The 19,862-nt window shown below is 70.8% G+C and carries 18 protein-coding genes and 1 pseudogene; 13 read left to right on the top strand and 6 right to left on the bottom strand.

The annotated features are described in order from the left end of the window. Positions 1–213 precede the first annotated feature (213 nt). From ppsA to BLR05_RS00080, 4 genes are all read left to right on the top strand, one after another. A complete protein-coding gene (gene ppsA / locus BLR05_RS00095; RefSeq protein ID WP_092831693.1) occupies positions 214–2,604 on the top strand; it encodes a phosphoenolpyruvate synthase in 2,391 nt (796 codons plus the stop codon). 16 nt (positions 2,605–2,620) lie between these two features. Next, positions 2,621–2,983 (top strand): DUF4212 domain-containing protein, encoded by a 363-nt coding sequence (locus BLR05_RS00090; protein WP_192883881.1) that lies wholly within the window; start codon positions 2,621–2,623, stop codon positions 2,981–2,983. After that, the gene (locus BLR05_RS00085) at positions 2,976–5,069 is read left to right on the top strand and encodes a VC_2705 family sodium/solute symporter (protein WP_092831934.1); all 2,094 of its coding nucleotides are present in this window, start codon (positions 2,976–2,978) and stop codon (positions 5,067–5,069) included. The genes BLR05_RS00090 and BLR05_RS00085 overlap by 8 nt, the downstream gene beginning before the upstream one ends. Positions 5,070–5,206: 137 nt before the next feature. Next, a complete protein-coding gene (locus BLR05_RS00080) occupies positions 5,207–5,674 on the top strand; it encodes a hypothetical protein (RefSeq protein ID WP_244160022.1) in 468 nt (155 codons plus the stop codon). Positions 5,675–5,708: 34 nt separating this feature from the next. Here the strand turns inward: BLR05_RS00080 and BLR05_RS00075 are convergent, their stop codons facing one another. The 4 genes from BLR05_RS00075 to BLR05_RS00060 form a co-directional block, all read right to left on the bottom strand. Further along, a complete protein-coding gene (locus BLR05_RS00075; protein ID WP_092831691.1) occupies positions 5,709–6,797 on the bottom strand; it encodes a TIGR03118 family protein in 1,089 nt (362 codons plus the stop codon). A 137-nt stretch (positions 6,798–6,934) separates the two neighbouring features. Beyond that, positions 6,935–7,294 carry an FKBP-type peptidyl-prolyl cis-trans isomerase gene (locus BLR05_RS00070; protein WP_092831690.1) on the bottom strand — a complete coding sequence of 120 codons (360 nt, stop codon included), beginning with the start codon at positions 7,292–7,294 and terminating at the stop codon, positions 6,935–6,937. A 63-nt stretch (positions 7,295–7,357) separates the two neighbouring features. Then, complete coding sequence (locus BLR05_RS00065; protein ID WP_092831689.1) at positions 7,358–7,693, bottom strand: winged helix-turn-helix transcriptional regulator; 336 nt, start codon at positions 7,691–7,693, stop codon at positions 7,358–7,360. A 143-nt stretch (positions 7,694–7,836) separates the two neighbouring features. After that, positions 7,837–8,775 (bottom strand): LysR family transcriptional regulator, encoded by a 939-nt coding sequence (locus BLR05_RS00060; protein WP_092831688.1) that lies wholly within the window; start codon positions 8,773–8,775, stop codon positions 7,837–7,839. A gap of 114 nt (positions 8,776–8,889) precedes the next feature. Between BLR05_RS00060 and BLR05_RS00055 the strand changes: the two genes are divergently transcribed. From BLR05_RS00055 to BLR05_RS00045, 3 genes are all read left to right on the top strand, one after another. Continuing rightward, positions 8,890–9,867 (top strand): hydroxymethylglutaryl-CoA lyase, encoded by a 978-nt coding sequence (locus BLR05_RS00055; protein WP_092831687.1) that lies wholly within the window; start codon positions 8,890–8,892, stop codon positions 9,865–9,867. Positions 9,868–9,972: 105 nt separating this feature from the next. Further along, positions 9,973–11,196, top strand: coding sequence for a CaiB/BaiF CoA transferase family protein (locus BLR05_RS00050; protein WP_092831686.1), 1,224 nt, complete (start codon positions 9,973–9,975; stop codon positions 11,194–11,196). A 172-nt stretch (positions 11,197–11,368) separates the two neighbouring features. Further along, on the top strand, positions 11,369–12,346 hold the full coding sequence (locus tag BLR05_RS00045; protein WP_092831933.1) for a tripartite tricarboxylate transporter substrate binding protein: 978 nt from the start codon (positions 11,369–11,371) through the stop codon (positions 12,344–12,346). 30 nt (positions 12,347–12,376) lie between these two features. Here BLR05_RS00045 and yddG read toward each other — a convergent pair. Then, positions 12,377–13,295, bottom strand: a pseudogene (gene yddG / locus BLR05_RS00040) (aromatic amino acid DMT transporter YddG). 287 nt (positions 13,296–13,582) lie between these two features. Between yddG and BLR05_RS00035 the strand changes: the two are divergent. Continuing rightward, a complete protein-coding gene (locus tag BLR05_RS00035; RefSeq protein WP_092831685.1) occupies positions 13,583–14,032 on the top strand; it encodes a VirK family protein in 450 nt (149 codons plus the stop codon). A 25-nt stretch (positions 14,033–14,057) separates the two neighbouring features. On the opposite strand, the gene BLR05_RS00030 is transcribed toward BLR05_RS00035, so the two are convergent. Beyond that, the gene (locus tag BLR05_RS00030; protein ID WP_092831684.1) at positions 14,058–15,038 is read right to left on the bottom strand and encodes a LysR family transcriptional regulator; all 981 of its coding nucleotides are present in this window, start codon (positions 15,036–15,038) and stop codon (positions 14,058–14,060) included. A gap of 154 nt (positions 15,039–15,192) precedes the next feature. Between BLR05_RS00030 and BLR05_RS00025 the strand changes: the two genes are divergently transcribed. The 5 genes from BLR05_RS00025 to BLR05_RS00005 all read left to right on the top strand — a co-directional run. Beyond that, complete coding sequence (locus BLR05_RS00025) at positions 15,193–16,131, top strand: dihydrodipicolinate synthase family protein (RefSeq protein ID WP_092831683.1); 939 nt, start codon at positions 15,193–15,195, stop codon at positions 16,129–16,131. A 94-nt stretch (positions 16,132–16,225) separates the two neighbouring features. Continuing rightward, a complete protein-coding gene (locus BLR05_RS00020) occupies positions 16,226–17,194 on the top strand; it encodes a Bug family tripartite tricarboxylate transporter substrate binding protein (RefSeq protein WP_092831682.1) in 969 nt (322 codons plus the stop codon). A 52-nt stretch (positions 17,195–17,246) separates the two neighbouring features. Then, positions 17,247–18,047: an SDR family NAD(P)-dependent oxidoreductase gene (locus BLR05_RS00015; protein ID WP_092831932.1), complete on the top strand. Its 801-nt coding sequence runs from the start codon at positions 17,247–17,249 to the stop codon at positions 18,045–18,047. Between the two features lie 58 nt (positions 18,048–18,105). Beyond that, positions 18,106–19,275, top strand: a complete 1,170-nt coding sequence (locus tag BLR05_RS00010; RefSeq protein WP_092831931.1) for a mandelate racemase/muconate lactonizing enzyme family protein — start codon at positions 18,106–18,108, stop codon at positions 19,273–19,275. A gap of 294 nt (positions 19,276–19,569) precedes the next feature. After that, a partial coding sequence (locus tag BLR05_RS00005; protein WP_167361160.1) for a transposase occupies positions 19,570–19,862 on the top strand: 293 nt, incomplete at its 3' end.

The following is a 19,862-nucleotide window of genomic DNA, read 5'->3' as shown; positions in this document are numbered from 1 at the left end:
GCCGGCCGTGTCCCACAAGCGCCTTGCGGCCGGCCGCCCTACAATCGCGCCCATTATTCCCATTTCCACCATGCACGCGCCCGGCCCACAACCAGAACAGCCAAGCCACAGCGTGTCGTGCATGCGTGAAGACGGCGCCCCCGCCAGCCCGCCCCCGCGCGCGGGCGGCCTCCCGGGGCGCGCAGACCCGGTTTCAACTTCTGGAGCTTTCCCATGTCTGCACTGTTCGAGTCGACCGCCCTGGTCGTTCCGTTTGAGAACCTGAGAATGACCGACGTCGAGTCGGTGGGCGGCAAGAACGCCTCCCTCGGCGAGATGATCTCCCAATTGCCCGACGGCGTGCGCGTGCCCACCGGCTTCGCGACCACCGCCCACGCCTTCCGCCAGTTCCTCGCCCACGACGGCCTGGCGCAAAAGATCAGCGACCGCCTCAAGACCCTCGACACCGAGGACGTGCGCGCCCTGGCCGCGGCCGGCGCCGAGATCCGCGCCATGGTCGAGGCCCAGCCTTTCCCGGCCGATCTCGAGAAGGCCATCCGCGGCGCCTTCGCCACCCTCAGCGGCGGCAATGCCGAGGCCTGCTTCGCCGTGCGCTCCTCCGCCACCGCGGAAGACCTGCCCGACGCCTCCTTCGCCGGCCAGCAGGAAACCTTTCTGAACGTGGTGGGCGTCGAGGACGTGCTGCACAAGATGAAGGAGGTGTTCGCCTCCCTCTACAACGACCGCGCCATCAGCTACCGCGTGCACAAGGGTTTCGCGCACGACGTAGTGGCCCTCTCGGCCGGCGTGCAGCGCATGGTGCGCTCCGACAAGGGCGCCGCGGGCGTGATGTTCACGATCGACACCGAATCCGGATTCGACCAGGTGGTGTTCATCACCTCCAGCTACGGCCTGGGCGAGACGGTGGTGCAGGGCGCCGTGAACCCCGACGAGTTCTACGTGCACAAGCCCATGCTGGCCGCCGGCAACCGGGCCGTGATCCGACGCAACCTGGGCAGCAAGCTCATCCAGATGGTGTTCGCCTCGCCCGAGGAGAAGAAGGCCGCCGGCAAGCTCGTGAAGACCATCGACGTGCCCACCGAGCAGCGCAACCGCTACTCCCTGACGGACGCCGAGGTGGAACAGCTGGCGCGCTACGCGCTGCTCATCGAGAAGCACTACGGCCGACCGATGGACATCGAGTGGGGCAAGGACGGCACCGACGGCCAGCTCTACATCCTGCAGGCCCGCCCGGAGACGGTGAAGAGCCAGCAGCAGGGCCAGGCCGAGCAGAAGTTCAAGCTCAAGGGCACGGGCCCGGTGCTGGCCGAGGGCCGCGCCATCGGCCAGAAGATCGGCACGGGCCCGGTGCGCCTCGTGAGCGACATCGCCGAGATGGACAGGGTGCAGCCCGGCGACGTGCTGGTCACCGACATGACCGACCCCAACTGGGAGCCCGTGATGAAGCGCGCCAGCGCCATCGTCACCAACCGCGGCGGCCGCACCTGCCACGCGGCCATCATCGCGCGCGAACTCGGCATCCCGGCCGTGGTCGGTTGCGGCGACGCCACCAGCCTGCTCAAGGACGGCACGCTGGTGACGGTGAGCTGCGCCGAGGGCGACACCGGCCGGATCTACGACGGCCTGCTGGAGACCGAGGTGACCGAGGTGCAGCGCGGCGAAATGCCGAAGATCTCCACCAAGATCATGATGAACGTGGGCAACCCCCAACTGGCCTTCGACTTCTGCCAGCTGCCCAACGAGGGCGTGGGCCTGGCGCGTCTGGAGTTCATCATCAACAACAACATCGGCGTGCACCCCAAGGCCATCCTGGACTACCCCGCCGTCGATGCCGACCTGAAGAAGGCTGTCGAATCGGTAGCGCGCGGCCATGCGAGCCCCCGTGCCTTCTACGTGGACAAGGTGGCCGAAGGCGTGGCGACCATCGCCGCGGCGTTCTGGCCCAAGCCCGTCATCGTGCGCCTGTCGGACTTCAAGTCCAACGAATACCGCAAGCTGATCGGCGGCAGCCGCTACGAGCCCGAGGAAGAGAACCCGATGCTGGGCTTCCGCGGCGCGGCGCGCTACATCAGCCAGGACTTCGGCGAGGCCTTCGCCATGGAATGCGAAGCCCTGAAGCGGGTGCGCAACGACATGGGCCTGACCAACGTGCAGGTGATGGTGCCCTTCGTGCGCACCCTCGGCCAGGCCGACCGCGTGACGAAACTGCTGGGCGAGCACGGCCTGAAGCGCGGCGAGAACGAGCTCAAGCTCATCATGATGTGCGAGGTGCCGTCCAATGCCGTGCTGGCCGACGAGTTCCTGCAGTTCTTCGACGGCTTCTCGGTGGGTTCCAACGACCTGACCCAGCTCACCCTGGGCCTGGACCGCGATTCCGGCCTGGAGCTGCTGGCCGCCGACTTCGACGAGCGCGACCCGGCCGTGCAGGCGCTGCTCTCGCGCGCCATCGAGGCCTGCAAGCGCCAGGGCAAGTACGTGGGCATCTGCGGCCAGGGCCCCAGCGACCATCCGGACTTCGCGCTGTGGCTGGCGGAGCAGGGCATCTCGTCGATCTCGCTCAACCCCGACAGCGTGATCTCCACCTGGCAGAAGCTCGCCGGCTGACGGCGCACGCCGGCCCATGCCCGCGTCGCCGCCACCCCCTGCGCCGCGGGTCGCGGACGGCCGCGAGCGCGCCACCCCCGACCCGTACGGCGAAGCCGGAGGGGCCGCGGCGCCGTTCGCGCCCGACCTGCACGACGCGCGCCACCTCTGGCTGAAGGCGGTGCTGCTGGTGGCCTGGGCGGCGGTGTCCTTCGGGGCGTGCTACTTCGTGCGGGACCTGACCTGGCGGGTGGGCGACTGGCCGCTGGGCTACTGGATCGCCTCGCAGGGCGCGGTACTGGCCTTCATCGCCATCGTGGTGGTCTATTGCGTGGCGATGGACCGCTTCGAGCGAGCGGATGCGCGGGCGCAGGACGCCGCGCCGCGCTCCGATGGCTGACGGGCGCCCCGGCGCCACCGGGGCCGCAGGAAACCGGCGACTGCACCGCCTGCTCGCGCTCTACACCGCGGGCGTGCTCGCCTTCCTGGCCCTCATGGCCTGGGCGGAGCACCGGGGCCTGTCGCGGCAGTGGATCGGGCCGATCTTCCTCTTCCTCTCGGTGATGGTCTATGCGGCCATCGGCGTCTATGGCCGCACCACCGACCCGGAGGAGTACTACGTCGCCGGCCGGCGCATCCCGCCGTTCTACAACGGCATGGCGGCGGCGGCCGACTGGATGAGCGCGGCCTCGTTCATCAGCCTCTCGGGTGCGCTCTACCTGCAGGGCTTCTCGGGCGGGCCGGGGCAGGCCGGGGGCCTGGCCTACCTGCTGGGCTGGACGGGGGGCTTCTGCCTCGTCGCGCTGCTGATCGCGCCGCACCTGCGCGCGATGAACCTCTACACCATTCCCGAATTCTTCCAGGTGCGCTTCGGCGGGCGCTGGCCGCGCGTGATCGCGGCGCTCGCGGCGATGCTGTGCTCCTTCACCTATGTGGTGGCGCAGATCTACGGCGTGGGCCTGATCGCCTCGCGGCTCACGGGAGTGCAGTTCGAGATCGGCATCATGCTGGGCCTGGGCGGCGTGCTGCTGTGCTCGTTCCTCGGGGGCATGCGCGCGATCACCTGGACGCAGGTGGCGCAGTACGTGGTCATCCTGCTGGCCTTTCTCATTCCCGTGTCGTGGCTGGCGTACAAGCAATTGGGCAATCCGCTCGCGGCCGCGGTCTATGGCGGGCAGATCGGCAAGATCGCCGCGCTGGAATCGCAATTGCTGCAGTCGCCCGCCGAGCGCGAGGTGGTCGCCGCGCACGAGCGCCGCGCCCGCGAACTGCAGGAGCGGCTGCGCGACGTGACCGCGGCCCTGGAGCGGGAGCGCGAGGCGGCGCGCGAGCGCGTGCACGGGCTGCGCGATGCGCATGCCGACGTCGCCCTCGTGGTGGCCGCCAGCCGCGAACTGGCCCTGCTGCCGCGCGACGCCGAGGCCGCGCGCGAGCTCTGGACGCGCGAGATGCGCGAGGCCCGGGAGCGTGCCCGTCCGCTCGGCGGACTGCCGCCCCACGGCCTGGCCTACGCGGGCGACCCCGAAGGCACGCCCGCGGAGCGCGAGGCCTACGAGGTATCGCGCCGCAACTTCCTGGCGCTGATGTTCTGCCTGATGGTCGGCACCGCGGGGCTGCCGCACCTGCTCACGCGCTACTACACCGTGCCCACGCCCTCGGCCGCGCGCGCTTCGGTCGCGTGGTCGCTGTTCTTCATCGCGCTGCTCTATCTGAGCGCACCGGCCCTCGCCGTGCTGGTCAAGTTCGAGGTGATGCAGAACCTCGTGGGCAGCCGATTCGATGCGCTCCCGGGCTGGATCGGGCAGTGGTCGCGGGTCGATCCTTCGCTGCTGTCCGTGCAGGACGTCAACGGCGACGGCATCGTGCAGTTCGGCGAGATCCGGCTCGGCGCCGACCTCATCATGCTGGCCACGCCGGAGCTGGGCGGCCTGCCCTACGTGATCTCCGGGCTGGTGGCCGCGGGCGGGCTGGCGGCGGCCCTGTCCACCGCCGACGGGCTGCTGCTCACCATCAGCAATGCACTGGTGCGCGACCTCTACCTGCACGGCAGCCGCCGCAGCCGGCCGTTATCGCCCGAGCACCGCGTGATCCTCACCAAGTTCGCGCTGCTGGCGGTGGCGCTGTGCGCGGCCTTCGTCGCTGCGCTCAAGCGCTCGGAGATCCTGCCCATGGTGTCGGCATCGTTCTCCATCGCTGCCTCGGCCTTCGTGCCCACCATGGTGCTGGGTATCTTCTGGCGGGGTGCCACGCGCCAGGGCGCCGTGGCGGGCATGCTCTGCGGCCTGGGCACGGCGCTCTACTACCTCGCCGCGCCCACCGAGGCCGTGCAGGCCGTGGTGCCGGCCTGGCTGCTGCCGGACGGCCTGTGGTTCGGCATCGACCCGGTCTCCGCGGGCGTGTTCGGCGTACCTGCGGGGCTGGCGGCGGCGTGGACGGTCAGCCTGGCGACGCGCCGGGCGGACGTGGCCTCCCGGCCAGCCGGCTGACGGCACGCGCGTCGCGATGGGGGTGGGCGCCGGCCCGTGCGCGCCCCGTGCACAGAAGAAACCCGGATTCACAAACCCGGGGGCGCGTGCGACTCTGCACCGCACTTCGCCACTCGCGGCCGTGTGCCGGATCCACCGTGCTCCTCGTCAAAACCCCCGCCGGCCAGTTGGCTCTCAAGGATCGCCATGGCGGCCTCACGCCGCGCCAGCGATCCGCGTTCATCCTCTTCGACGGCCGGCGCACCGTGGGGCAGGTGCTGGCCGCCACGGCGGCCATGGGCATCACCATGGACGACGTGCAGGCCATGATCGACCAGGGGCTGCTGGAGAGCCCGGACGGGCGGCCCCTGGCGCGTCCGCAGCCCGCGCCGGCCGCCGCGGAGCCGGCCCCGGTACCGGCCGCCACGGCGATGGCGGACCGCTACCAGGGCGCCTACCGGGTCGCCACCGAACTCACCTCCGGCGCCGGCCTGCGCGGCTTCCGCCTGAACCTGGCGGTGGAGGGGGCGCGCAACGTCGAGGAACTCGCCGCGCTGGCCCCGAAGATCCGCGAACTGGTCGGCGAGGAAAAGTACCGCCGGCTGCAGGACGCGCTGTTCGGTTGAAGGCCGGCGCCCGGCCCCCGCGGTTTGGGCCGGATCAGTTCTGCGGGTCCACCCGGCCGTAGGCGCCGTTGGCACCCTGGTTCGGGCCGGCGATGTAGAACAGCGTGTTGAGCGGCTGCTGGTTCAGTCCGTTGCCGAATGCGATGCCGCGCAGCCCGTCCACGCGCAGCACGGTGCCGTCGCCCTGGGCCAGCACGCCCTTCGTCACGCCGGTGGCCATGTCGAAGGCGCCGATGGTGCCGTCGCCCTCGTTGGCGATCAGCAACTGGCCGGAAGCGCCGCCGAAGTTCGCGGGTGCCAGGGCCACGCCCCAGGGCGCGTTCAGCGGGGCGCCGGGCTGCAGCAGGCGCTGGGCCAGCGTGCCGTCGGTATTGAACAGGTTCACGGCGCCCGTGGCGCTGGCGTGCACGGCGTTGCGGCCGCTGGCGTCCTGGCGCGCATAGGTCACCACTATGCGCGAGCCGATGGCCTGGATGCCGTAAGGGGCGTAGTCGGCGGGCAGTTGCGGGTCGGAGAAGTCGCTGGCCAGACGGACCTTGCGGAAGCTGCCGTCGAACACGTCCACCTTGCGGTTGCGGAAGTCGGTGGCGTAGAGGAAGTTGGCATTGCCGTTGGCGGCGATCGCCAGGCCCTTGTACACCGCGCCGCCCGCACCGTCGCTGTAGGTGACGATGGCGTTGCTCAGGTCCGCGGCGGGGCTCCAGCCGGCGATGCTGCCGTCTTCGCTGGAGAAGATGAAGCGGCTCGGGCCGGTCACGCCGCCCTTGGTGACCTGAAAGTCGCTGCTGCCGCTGAACACGATGCCGGTGGGGTTGGCCGGCACGCTGCCCGCGGGCGGCACCGTGACCACCAGCGACTGCGGTACGCCGTTGCCGTCGTAGAGCGTGGATTTCTGGGTGGCGGTGGCCGTCACCCACACGAAGCCCTGGGGATTGAAGGCGATGCCCCAGCCGTTCTTGAGGTTGGGGTCCGTCTGCGTGGACGGGACGCTGCCGTCGGACACCACGGTGCGCGCGGTGAACGCGGTGGCGACGGACGGGGTCGGGCTGCTGCCGCCTCCGCAGGCGGCCAGGAAGAGGGCGGCTGCGGGCGCCAGGCCCAGCAGGTGGCGGGAAATTTTCACGGGACGAGACTCCACGGGTTGCGGCAGGATGTTCTGCGCGTCGTGGGTGCCCGTGGGCGGGGGAAAGGTTGCCGTGCTGCGGAACGTGCGGCACGGCGGCCGTGGACCGGCGCTGTGGCCGGCCCCGGAAAAGCGGCTCAGCGGCCGACGCCGAGCAGTTCCACGTCGAACTTCAGCGTGGCATTCGGGGGGATCACGCCGCCCGCGCCGCGCGCGCCGTAGCCCAGGGCGGCGGGGATGATGAGCGTGCGCTGGCCGCCGATCTTCATGCCCTGCACGCCTTCGTCCCAGCCCTTGATCACCATGCCTGCGCCGAGGTGGAACTCGAACGGGGCATTGCGGTCGCGGCTGGAGTCGAACTTCGCGCCCTGCTGGCCATCGTTGTAGAGCCAGCCGGTGTAGTGCACGCGGACCGGCTGGCCGCTGGTGGCCTCGTTGCCTTCGCCGACGGTGGTGTCTTCGTACTGCAGGCCGGACGGGGTGGTGGTGAATGCCATGGGGAAAACTCCTGGGGTGGGTAAAGGGAAGGGGGAAGGGCCGCGGGGGCCGCTGCCCGCCTGTCAGCTGCGGGTGGCTGCGGACGCCGCGGCGGCTTTGGCGGAGCGGGCGGCGACCCAGCGGGTGGCGAAAGCCTGCACGTCGCTCAGGCGCTTGAGCAGGTCCACCCCCGAGGGGGTGACCGTGTAGCCGTCGCTGCCGTGGTCCAGCAGGCCGGCCTCGCGCAGCTCCTTGATGCGGGTGTTGAGGGTGTTGGGCGTGATGCCGCCCACGCTGTCCTGCAGCAGCCGGAACGTCTGCGGGTGGCCGTCGCGCAGGGCCCAGAGCACGCGCAGCGCATAACGGCATTCGAGCTTCTCGAACAGCTGGTTGATGGCGGCGTTTTCCTTGGAACTCATGGCGGGTTCTCCTTGCGCATGGGAGGGCGCGGCTGGCGGGACGGATGGGCACCCGGGCACCGCGAAAATATAGCGTGGAAATCCGTTTGCTACAAGTTTAATAGCTCAAAATTCATGTCTGGCAGGCGCCTCGCCCAAATAACTCAGGTGTTACGCGCCGGTTGCACTCGCGCTTCGGCCCCATTGCCCCCGCGGCGGGCCAGGTAATCGGCCAGCAGCGCCGCGGCGGCGGGCAGGCCTTCGCCCGCCCGGGCGCACAGGGCGAAGCGCCGGCGGGCCCAGGGATCGGCCAGCGGCACCACGCGCACGCCGCTGGCGGCGGCGAACGGCTCCGCCACCTCGCGCGGCACCACGCTGATGGCGAGGTTGGCGCGCACCACGCGCAGCGCGGCGTCGAAATTCGACACGAACACCCGGTGCAGCAGGCTGCGGCCCTCCAGCGCGGCCGCGCGCGCCAGCAGCACCTGCACCGCGCTCAGGGCGGGCATGCTGACGAACTCGTAGCCCAGCACGTCGGCGAAGCGCACGGTCTCCAGGGCCGCCACGGGATGGGACGGGTGCGCCGCGATGGCGAGGTGGTCGCTGCGGTAGGACCGCGTGTGCAACCCCTGCAGGTCGGCCGCGTCCCAGCAGATGCCCAGCGACGCGCTGCCCTCGCGCACGCCACGCACCACCTCCGGGCTCACGCGCTCTTCCATGCTCACCTGGATGTCGCGGTGCGCGGGCTCCTGCAGGAAGGCGGCCACGTCTTCGGCCAGCGATTCGGCCATGACCGAGGCGGTGACCAGCATGCGCACGTGGCCGCGCACGCCGGTGGCGAAGCCGGCCATGTCGCGCTCGATGCGGCCTGCGGTGGCCAGCATCTCGCGCGCGTGCTCCAGCAGCGTCTCCCCGGCGGGCGTCGGGGCCACGCCGTGGCGCCTGCGCACCAGCAGCCGGGTGCCCAGGGTGTCCTCGAGCTGCGCCAGGCGCTTGCTGACCGCCGAGCCCACGATGGACTCGCGCTCCGCGGCGCGCGCGATGTTGCGCTGTTCGCAGACGGCCACGAACAGCCGCAGGGTCTGGAGATCGAGGGAGCGCATGTTGAGATGTTCCTTTCGGGAAATTCTGGGCTTCCAGAATTGAGATCATGGAGTGTGCGGGAATTTCTAGAATGGGGCACACGGCCGCCGACGGCCGGGCACGAGGAGACATCCATGACCCCATCCACCGAAGCGTCCGCCCCGGAGCGCGGCCCCGCGCCGCGCGCACAGGTGCGCGAGGTCGGCCTGCGCGACGGCCTGCAGAGCATCGCCGCCGTCCTTCCCACGGAGCGCAAGATCGCCTGGGTCGCCGCGGCCCACGCTGCCGGGCAGCGGGAGATCGAGGTGGGCTCCTTCGTGCCCGCGCGCCTGCTGCCGCAGCTGGCGGACACGGCCGAGGTGCTGGCATTCGCCCGGACGCTGCCGGGTCTCGTGGCCTCGGTGCTGGTGCCCAACCTGAAGGGCGCCGAGCGCGCCCTGGAGTGCGGCGCCCACCTGATGGTCGTGCCGCTCTCGGCCAGCCATGCGCACAGCCTGGCCAACCTGCGCAAGACCCCCGACGAGGTCGTGGCCGAGGTGGCGCGCATCCGCGCGGCGCGCGATGCCTCCGGCAGCCGCACCCTCATCGAGGGCGGCGTGGGCACGGCCTTCGGCTGCACGCTGCAGGGCGACGTGGACGAAGCCGAGGTGCTGCGCCTCCTGCAGGCGCTGCTGGACGCCGGGGCCGACCGCGTGAGCCTGGCCGACACCGTGGGCTATGCGGACCCGGCCTCGGTCGCCCGGCTCTTCGGCAAGGCCCGCGACCGGGTGGGCGACCGGCTCGCCTGCGCGCACTTCCACGACACCCGCGGCATGGGCCTGGCCAATGCCTGCGCGGCCTGGCAGGCCGGCGTCACGCGGTTCGACGCGAGCCTGGCCGGCATCGGCGGCTGCCCGCATGCGCCCGGCGCCAGCGGCAACGTGGCCACGGAAGACCTCGCCTTCATGCTGGAGCGCATGGGCATCGCCACCGGCCTGGACCTGCCGGCCCTGCTGGCCCTGCGCGGTCGCGTGCCGGAGTGGCTGGCGGGCGAGACCCTGCATGGGACACTGTGGCGCGCCGGCCTGCCCCGGGGCGGCCTCGTGGCGCGGCCCGAGCCGTTGCCCGCCTGAAGCGGGCCCGGCCCGCACGCCCTGCGTGTCTGGCTGCGCGTTCGCGGTGCCCCGTCTGTCTGCCATTGGTCCTTTGTCCCGCCCGTTCCTTCATTTCCGCCGTCCATGACTTCCCTGACTGCTTCTCCGGCCCCGTCCCCGCAATCCTCCCTGCCGCTGGCGGGCCTGCGCGTGGTGGAGTTCACCCACATGGTCATGGGGCCGACCTGCGGCATGGTGCTGGCCGACCTCGGCGCCGAGGTCATCAAGGTCGAGCCCGTGGACGGCGACCGCACGCGCCACCTGCTGGGCGCGGGCGCTGGCTTCTTCCCCATGTTCAACCGCAACAAGAAGAGCATCGCCATCGACCTGCGCAGCCCCCGGGGCCTGGAGGTGGCGATCCGCCTCGCGTCCTCCGCGGACGTCGTGGCGCAGAACTTCAAGCCCGGCGTGATGGCCAAGTACGGCCTGGACTACGCCGCGCTCTCGCGCCTGAACGAGCGGCTGGTGTACGTGAACCACACCGGCTTCCTGCCGGGGCCCTACGAGCACCGCACGGCGCTCGACGAGGTGGTGCAGATGATGGGCGGGCTCGCCTACATGACGGGCCGCCCTGGCGACCCGCTGCGTGCCGGCACCAGCGTGAACGACATCATGGGCGGCATGTTCGGCGCCATCGGCGCCATGGCGGCGCTGATGCAGCGCGCGCACACCGGCCGCGGCCAGGAGGTGGATTCCGCGCTGTTCGAGAACAACGTGTTCCTGGTAGGCCAGCACATGATGCAGTACGCCGTCACCGGCCAGCCCGCGGCGCCCATGCCGGACCGCATCTCCTCCTGGGCCGTGTACGACGTGTTCAGCGTGAAGGACGGCGGCCAGATCTTCCTGGCGGCGGTAAGCGATGCGCAGTGGCTCGCCTTCTGCGGCGCCATGGGCTACGACGACCTGAAGGCCGACCCGGCCCTGGCCACCAACAACGACCGCGTGCGGGCCCGCGGCACCCTGCTGCCGGAGCTGCGGCGGCGGCTGGCGGAGCACACGGCCGAAGCGCTGGCCGCCATCTTCGAGCGCCACGGCCTGCCGTTCGCACCCATCCTGCGGCCGGAGCAGCTCTTCGAAGATCCCCACCTGAACGCCACCGGCGGCCTGGCCGAGATCACGCTGCCCGACGGCGATCGCGCCGGCGAACGCACGCGCGTCACGCTCATGCCGCTGCGCATGGACGGCGAACGCCTGCCCGTGCGCGCCGACCCGCCGCGCCTGGGCGAGCACACGCGCGAACTGCTCGAAGGGCTGGGCTACGGACCCGGCGCCATCGATGCGCTGCGCGAGGCCCGCGCCGTGGCCTGACCGGCCGACCTAGTTCCCCCCGGGGCCTTGACGAGCGCGGCGCCAGTCCGCGCGGCCCCATCACAACGATGGAGACATGCGCATGCCGAACCCGCACCCCCAGACGGCGGCCCCCAGCCGCTGCCGCCCCGACGCCGCGCCCGCGGCACCTGCCGCCGGCCCCGCCGGCGCAATGACCCGCCGCGCGGCGGCCGCATGGGGCGCCGCTGCCCTGGCCGCCGCCTGGAGCGGCCTGCGGCCCGCACGCGCGCAAGGCCATCCGGACAGGCCGCTGCGCGTCATCCTGCCGCTCTCGGCCGGCTCCGGGGCCGACGGTGCCATCCGCGCCATCAGCGCCAGCCTCGCGAAGGCGCTCGGCCAGCCGGTGGTGATCGAGAACCTGCCCGGAGCGGGCGGCATCACCGGCACCGCGCAGATCGTGCGCGCGCCGAAGGACGGCTCGGTCATCGGCGTGGTCTCCAACAACCACGTGGTGAACCCCAGCGTGTACCGGAACATCCCGTTCGACTCGCTGGCCGACATCGTGCCCATCACCATCCTGGGCGCGACCCCCTTCGTGCTCGTCGCCCATCCGGCCGTGCCGGCCGCGAACGTGCGCGAGCTGATCGCCTATGCGAAGGCGAAACCCGGCGTGCTGAACTACGGCTCCTCCGGCAACGGCACCATCCTGCACCTGGGCGCGGCCATGTTCGTGGACCGGGCCGGGCTGGACATCAGGCACATCCCGTACAAGGGCATGGGACCGCTGATGAACGACGTGATCGGCGGCCAGGTGCAGCTCGCCGTGGTGGCGGCCGCTCCCGCGGCGCCGCACATCCAGTCCGGTGCGCTGCGGGCGCTGGGCGTGACCACCGCGGCGCGCGTGCCCACGCTGCCGGGCGTGCCCACCATCGCGGAGCAGGGCCTGCCGGGCTTCGCGCTCGACGGCTGGATCGCGCCCGTGGGACCGGCCGGCCTGCCGAAGGTGGAGATCGCGCGCCTCTACGGCGGCTTCCAGGCCGCGATGGACATGCCCGCGGCGCGCGACGCGCTCGTTGCCCAGGGCTACGAGATCAAGCTCACCCCGCCCGAGCAGACCGCGGCCTTTTTCCGCAGCGAGGCCGCGCGCATGGCACAGGTGGTGAAGAACGCGCACCTGACCATGGACTGATCCGTCCGCCCTGTGCCGCGCGCGCGGCCGTCAGCCGGCCCCCGGCCCGGGCGCCCGCGGCCGGCCGCGGGTCGCGAGCCAGCACAGCATCGCGCCGCCACACACCATGCCGGCGCCCGCCCAGAAGGCGGCCGACAGCGGAACGCGCAGCAGCAGCGCGGCCAGCGCCGCCGACAGCACCGGCGTGACATACGACGCCCCGGCCAGCACCGTGACGTTGCCGTGCAGGATGCCGACGTTCCACGCCGCGTACCCGAAACCCATCGCCGCCGCCGCGAACGCCAGCTGCACCGCCGTGGGCACGCTCCAGTGCATCGCGGGCGCGCCACGGGCCAGGTACTGGGCCCACAGCACCAGCGCCGTGAGCAGGAAGAACAGCGTGATCCCGTTCGTGCCGCGGGCCAGGCGCGCCGTCACCGTGCAGTAGGCGGCCCAGACCACGGCCCCCGCGAAGGCCAGGCGGTAGCTCAGCGGGTTGTCCTGGATGTTGGCGGCCATGCCGGACAGGCTCACGCCATTGCCGCCGCCCAGCACCATGCAGATGCCCGCCAGCGACACGGCCAGCCCCGACACCACCAGCCAGCTGGCACGCTGGCCGTTGAATGCGATCGCGGCGAGCATGGTGAAGGTCGGCCAGAGGTAGTTCACCATGCCCACCTCGATCGCCTGCTGGCGGCTGCGCGCCTGGCCGATGGACAGTGCCAGGCACAGCTCGTAGCCCACGAACAGCACGCTGCCCCATGCCAGGTAGCTGCGCGGGAACGCGCGCAGCGGCGTGAAACCCACCGTCGCCCACAGCAGCGCGGCGGCGGCGCTGTAGATCATCGCCGCGCCGCCCGCCGCCCGCCGCCCCCAGCCCCTCGCTCACGCCGCGGATCAGGCCCACGATCGAGGCCCACAGAACGATGGCGACCAGCCCGATGCCGGTGGCGCGGTGTCTTTTTTCCATCACGGGATTATCGAAGCGGCCTGGCTGGCGTCCCGCTGAAAGCTAATGCAGTGGATGAAGTTCCTCAATGTTGCGCCATCCGGCGGGGGCTGCCTGGCTGGCGCCGATCGGCGCGCAGGCCTTGCGGGGCAAGGGTTTGCCCGTGCACGGGGTGCTTTGCCAGCGCCGCCGTGCCTGCGCGCACGCACCGTGGCCGCTGTCACGGGTGGGGGTGTCACGGCCGCGACAGTTGCCTACCATGGGCGCGCTTTTGCCTTCCACCACCCTGCATCGAAAGGTTCGCACCCATGGTCCGACTGCTGCCCTACCGCACCTACTGCCTGCTGCTCGCGCCCGCCCTCTGGCTGGCCGCCACCCCCGCCGCCCATGCCGGCGACGTCCTTCCCACCCATGCCGCCATCCAGCAGGCGCTGGACCAGGGCGAGAGCGTCTCCGTCGCCATCGATCTCTCCCAGTGCGTGCCCCAGGGCAATGCCTCGCCCTCGCAGACGCGCGGCGGCCGCCGCATCGATGCCTACCGCATCGTGCAGGACGGCACCGTCTCCTTCAGCGATTCGCACTTCACCGTGGCCGGCGACGGCCAGCCCATCGTCCAGTTCATGCGCTACCAGGTGCGCCCGGACCAGTCCGTGGACTTCACCACCTGGATGTTCAACCTGCCGGGCTACGACCTGCGCACGCCGTCCGTGGCCTACCGCTGCACCATCGGCCAGGGCACGCGCTTCCACAAGGACTGACCATCCGCCGCCGGCCGGCGGCGCGTCAGGGCAGGGCGATGCCCGTAGCCTGCCTGGCCGCGGCGAGGCGCCAGAGCGTCTCCGCCGCGTCCGACATCTCCGTGCGCTGACGGTACAGGCGGATCTCCACCGGCACGTTCCAGCCGTCCGGCCCGGCGGGCACCAGCGCACCCGTGCGCAATTCCTCCGCGATCAGGCTGCGTGGCAGCCAGGCCATCCCGCGGCCTTCGAGCGCCATCGTTTTGAGCAGCGCCGCATGGTGGGCGGTGAACACCACCTCCACTTCGCCGGGCATGCCGGCCGCGCCTCCCGCGTCGAACACTCCCTTGCGCAGCGCGCGCATGATCCGCCCCAGGCCCGAGGCGTCGCTGTACGCCAGCACCGGCAGCGGCGGCCGCGCTCCGCCGGCAGCGTCCGGGCCCGCGATGGCATGCAGCGGCGTGCCGTCCCCCTGCGGCGCCGACACGGGCTGCAGCACGTCGTCCGCCAGGCGCGCCGCCGGGTAGCCGGCCTCGTCCAGCCGCCCCGGCACGGCCGCATGGCCATGGCACAGCACGAATTGCACGCGCCGCTGCATGGCCAGGTCCTCGCAGGCCTGGTAGCTGTCGGAAATCGTCTGGATCGGCCCCAGCCGCAGCTGCGACTCCAGGCCCCCGAGCCAGCGCGGAAAGAACGTGAGCGACAGCACGTGCGTCGCCGCGAAGCGCAGGCTGGCCGCCGCCTGGGCCTGCGCCGCGCAGGCCTTGATGCGCGCCGCCTCCAGCCGCGCGAGCACGTCTTCCAGCAGCGGCTGGAAGCGCTGGCCCGCCGCCGTGAGGGTGGCCGGGTGCGCGCTGCGGTCGAACAGCTCGGCGCCCACCCACTCCTCCAGCGCGCGGATATGGCGGCTGAAGGCAGGCTGCGCGATGGCGCGGGCCTCGGCTGCGCGCGAGAAATTGCCGCTCTCGGCGAGGGCGAGGAAATCCTCCAGCCACTCCAGATCCAGCGGTCGGTTGCCGGGGCCCATGGGTCTCCTGGCGCGTGGCGGCACGCGCGGATAGTTGTATGCGATTCGGGTATTGGACGGCCGCGGGCGGGGCGGGAATCATCCGCTGCGTTCCCCTTCTTTCCACCCAACGATCCCACAACGGGACCATCCCGGAACCACGGAGACAGCCCACATGCCTTCCATCGCGAATTATCGCGGCATCATCCCCGCCATTTCGTGCCCCTTCACGCCCGACCACCGCATCGACGAGCCCGCCCTGCGCAAGCTCGCCTCCTGGCTGGCCGGCCACGACGGCGTGGTCGCCATCATGACCAACGGCCACACGGGCGAAGTGTTTTCCCTCACCCCGGCCGAGCGCGCCGAAGTCACCCGCATCGTCGCCGACGAGCTCCAGGGCCGCTGCCCTGTCATCTCCTCCATCGTCTGCGAAGGCCTGAAGGACGCCGCCGACCATGCCCGCGCCGCCGTGGCGGCCGGCGCCGTCGCGCTCGACGTGATGCCCCCGCACCACTGGCTGCGCTTCGGCTTCACCTCCGGCCATGCGCTGCAGTACTTCGAGGCCATCCACCAGGCCGCGCCGGAGGCCGACCTCGTCTGCCACGTCTATCCCGCCTGGACGCGCGCCTCCTACTCGTCGCAACTGCTCGCCGACCTCGCGAAGCTGCCCTATCTGCAGGCGTTCAAGGTGGGCCAGCGCGACATGAACAAATACGCCCGCGACATCCAGGCCATCCGCGAGGCCGATGCCTCCAAGGCCATCCTCACCTGCCACGACGAATACCTGCTCGCCTCCATGGTGCAGGGCGTCGATGGCGCGCTGGTCGGCTTCGCCACCTTCATCCCGCAGCTCATCATCGACCTGTGGAACGCCGTCAAGGCGGGTGATTTGAAAAAGGCCATGGAAGTGCAGGCCGTCATCACCCCGCTCAAGGACGCCGTCTATGGCGGCGGCGAGCCCACGGGCGAGGCCCATGCCCGCATGAAGGGCGGCATGTACCTGGCCGGCGTGATCGACGATGCCACCGTGCGCCCGCCCACCGAAGCGCCGAGCGCGAAGGAAATGGAAGCCCTGCGCGCTGCCGTCAAGCAGGCCGGCCTGCTCCAGCGCTGAGCGGCCGCACTTCCAGAACCAGAAAAAAGCGGGGGATTTTGAGTCCCCTGCGCCCGGGTGGCCTCACAAGAAACAACGACGGAGACAAGACACCATGCAACGCAACCATTTCCTGCGCGCCGCCCTGGCTGCCGCTGCCCTCGCGGCGGCGGCCGGCGCCGTGGCACAGCCGCAGACCTATCCGAACAAGCCCGTGCGGATGGTCATTCCCTTCCCGCCGGGCGGCACGCTCGACGCCGTCGGCCGCATGCTCGCGCAGAAGCTCGGCGAGCAGATGGGCCAGTCCTTCGTGGTGGACAACAAGCCCGGCGGCAGCGGCGTGATCGGCGGCGACACCGTCGCCAAGGCGGCGGCCGACGGCTACACGCTGCTGTTCAGCGCCTCCACGCACACCACGGCGCCGATGACGCTCAAGTCCGTGCCCTACAACGTCACGCAGGATTTCATCCCCGTGGCTCTGGTCGCGAAGGCGCCGCTCTCGGTCGCGATCAACAAGGACCTGCCCATCACCGACATCAAGAGCCTGATCGCCTACGCCCAGGCGCGCCCCGGCAAGATGACCTTCGCCGTCGGCTCCATCGGCTCCGCCGGCCACCTCTCCACCGAACTGCTCAAGCGCGCCGGCAGGATCGACTACCTGATCGTTCCCTACAAGGGCACGGCGCCGGCCTTCCAGGACCTGATCGGCGGGCAGATCGACGGCTTCATCGATCCGATCCTCGGCTCGCTCCAGTACCACAAGAGCGGCATGCTGCGCGTGGTGGCCGTCACCTCGGCCCAGCGCGTGCCCAGCCTGCCGGACGTGCCCACCGTGGCCGAAACCATCCCCGGCTACGAGTTCTACAGCTGGTACGGCCTCTGGGCCCCGGCCAAGACGCCGCCCGCGCTCGTGCAGCGCCTCAACGCCGAAGTGAACAAGGCCCTCGCCGAGATCGGCCCCAAGCTCAGGGAGCAGGGCCTGCTCGTCACGCCCGGCAGCGCGGAAGATTTCGCCAAGTTCCAGCGCGAGGACATGGAGCGCTCCCAGAAGATCGTGACCGAGGGCCGCATCCGTGCCGAGTGACGCCATCGCCGCCGCAGCGTCCGCTTCCGTTTCCGCCTCCGCGCCCGCTTCGGTGGCGTACGCAGGAGGCCCCGCACCGCACGCCGCCGTCACCGGCAGCAGCAGCGGCATCGGCCGCGCGATCGCCGAATCCCTGCTGGCCACCGGCTGGCGCGTGACGGGGCTCGACGTGGCACCGCCCGCCATCGCGCACCCGGCGTTCGTGCACCTGTTGGTGGACCTGGCCGACGGCGAGGTCATCGCCCGCGCCGCAGCGGCGCTGCTGGGGTCGGGGCCGCGCGACACCACGGCGCCGAACGCATCGGGCCACGCCAGCTCCCACGCGCCGGACCCGTCGCCCGCACCCCAGGCCCCCTATGCCCCCGATGCCCTCATCCACGCCGCAGGCGTACTGCGCGTCGGCCCGCTCGGCCAGCTCGACCATGCCGGCGGCGAACTCATGTGGCGCCTGCACGTCGATGCCGCCACGCGGCTGGCCGACGCCCTCGTGCCCGCCATGGCCGCGCGCGGGCGGGGCCGCGTGGTCTTCATCGGCAGCCGCGTGGCCCAGGGCATGCCGGGCCGCGGCCAGTACGCCGCCACCAAGGCCGCGCTCATCGCGCTCGCGCGCAGCTGGGCGGCAGAAGTGGCGGGGCAGGGCGTTACCCTGAACGTCGTCTCGCCCGCCGCCACCGCCACCGGCATGCTCGCCGACCCGGCCCGCGCCGGCAGCGCGCCGCGCCTGCCACCCATCGGCCGCCTCATCGAACCCGCGGAAATCGCCGCGCTCACGGGCTACCTGCTCTCGCCCGCGGCCGCCGCCATCACCGGGCAGGACATCGCCATCTGCGGCGGCTCCTCGCTCGCCCGCTGAACCGCTTTCTTCGCATTCCACTCCCTTCCATCCCTCACGGCCCGCGCCTTTGACCACCATGCGAATCGTCGACATCCTCGAATCCACGCGCCCCATCAAGTCGGACATCCGCAACGCCTATATCGACTTCTCGAAGATGACGCTGAGCCTCGTCGCCGTCGTCACCGACGTCATCCGCGACGGCCAACCCGTGATCGGCTACGGCTTCAACTCCAACGGCCGCTACGGCCAGGGCGCGCTCATGCGCGACCGCTTCATCCCGCGCGTGCTGGAGGCCGACCCCGCCTCCCTGGTCGATGACACCGGCGACAACCTGTGCCCCCACAAGGTCTGGGCGCGCATGATGACCAACGAAAAACCCGGCGGCCACGGCGAACGCTCCGTCGCCGTCGGCACCATCGACATGGCCGTGTGGGACGCCGTGGCAAAGATAGCCAACAAACCCCTCTACCAGCTGCTCGCCGAACGCTACGGCAACGGCACGCCCGCCAACCCGCGCGTGTTCGTCTACGCGGCCGGCGGCTACTACTACCCCGGCAAGGGCCTGGACGGCCTGAAGCAAGAGATGGAGAGCTACCTCGCGCGCGGCTACTCCGTCGTCAAGATGAAGATCGGCGGCGCCACGCTGGCCGACGACTGCGAACGCATCGAATCCGTCCTGAAAATCCTCGGCCCCGGCCAGCAGCTCGCCGTGGACGCCAACGGCCGCTTCGACCTGCAAACCGCCATCGACTACGGCAAGGCCCTCTCGCAATACCCCCTGTTCTGGTACGAAGAAGCCGGCGACCCGCTCGACTACGAACTGCAGGCCCAACTCGGCGAGGTGTATCAGGGCCCCCTGGCCACGGGCGAAAACCTGTTTTCCATGCAGGACGCTCGCAACCTCATCCGCCACGGCGGCATGCGCCCCGACCGCGACTGGCTGCAGTTCGACTGCGCCCTCAGCTACGGCCTCGTCGAGTACCTGCGCACGCTCGACATGCTGAAAGACAACGGCTGGTCCCCCAGCCGCTGCATTCCCCACGGCGGCCACCAGATGTCCCTCGCCATCGCCGCCGGCCTGGGCCTGGGCGGCAACGAGAGCTATCCGGATTTGTTCCAGCCGTATGGCGGGTTCCCGGACGGGGTGAAGGTGGAGAACGGGTATGTGACGCTGCCGGCGTTGCCGGGGATTGGGTTTGAGGGGAAATCGGACCTGATTGCGGAGATGCGGGCGTTGGCAGTTTGAGAGCGGAACATGGCACGGCGCTGTGTGTTGAGCGCTGGTCGTTATGCAGTTTTGAAATGGCCGCGTTGCTGCCGTTGTTTGACCAGGTGATTTCGTTGCACGCTGCTTGCGCGGTACGACATACCGCTATGCAACGCATGCGCCCTTTAATGAGTAAGTTGCGCGCGGCGGCTTTTTGGTGGATAGCTGTCAGTGGCGGGACCTGTTGCGAACGGTAGCAGTCATCCTAAGGAAGGTCTGCAAAACCCCATCACGGACTGGCGGGTGCAGTGAGCAGCAGGCAAGATGGCGGGCATGACGCAAGAGCAGCAGATGCTGGGGTTCGATCCCCTGCCCAAGAAGACCCGCAAGGAGATCTTCCTTGAAGAGATGAACCGGGTGGTGCCGTGGGCGGCGCTGGTGGCACTGATCCAGCCGCATGCGCGCGGAGCGCACCAGGCACTGGGTGGACGCCCGCCGTTCGCCGTGGAGACGATGCTGCGCATCCACTGCCTGCAACTGTGGTGGAACCTGAGCGACCCGGCCATGGAGGAGGAACTGCACGAACGCCCGCTGTACCGGGAGTTCGCGGGGCTCTCGGGGCGGGC

Source organism: Paracidovorax cattleyae (assembly GCF_900104515.1).
GTDB lineage: Bacteria > Pseudomonadota > Gammaproteobacteria > Burkholderiales > Burkholderiaceae_C > Paracidovorax > Paracidovorax cattleyae.
Note: the sequence above shows the minus strand (reverse complement) of the source record. Positions and strands in the feature narration are given on the sequence as shown.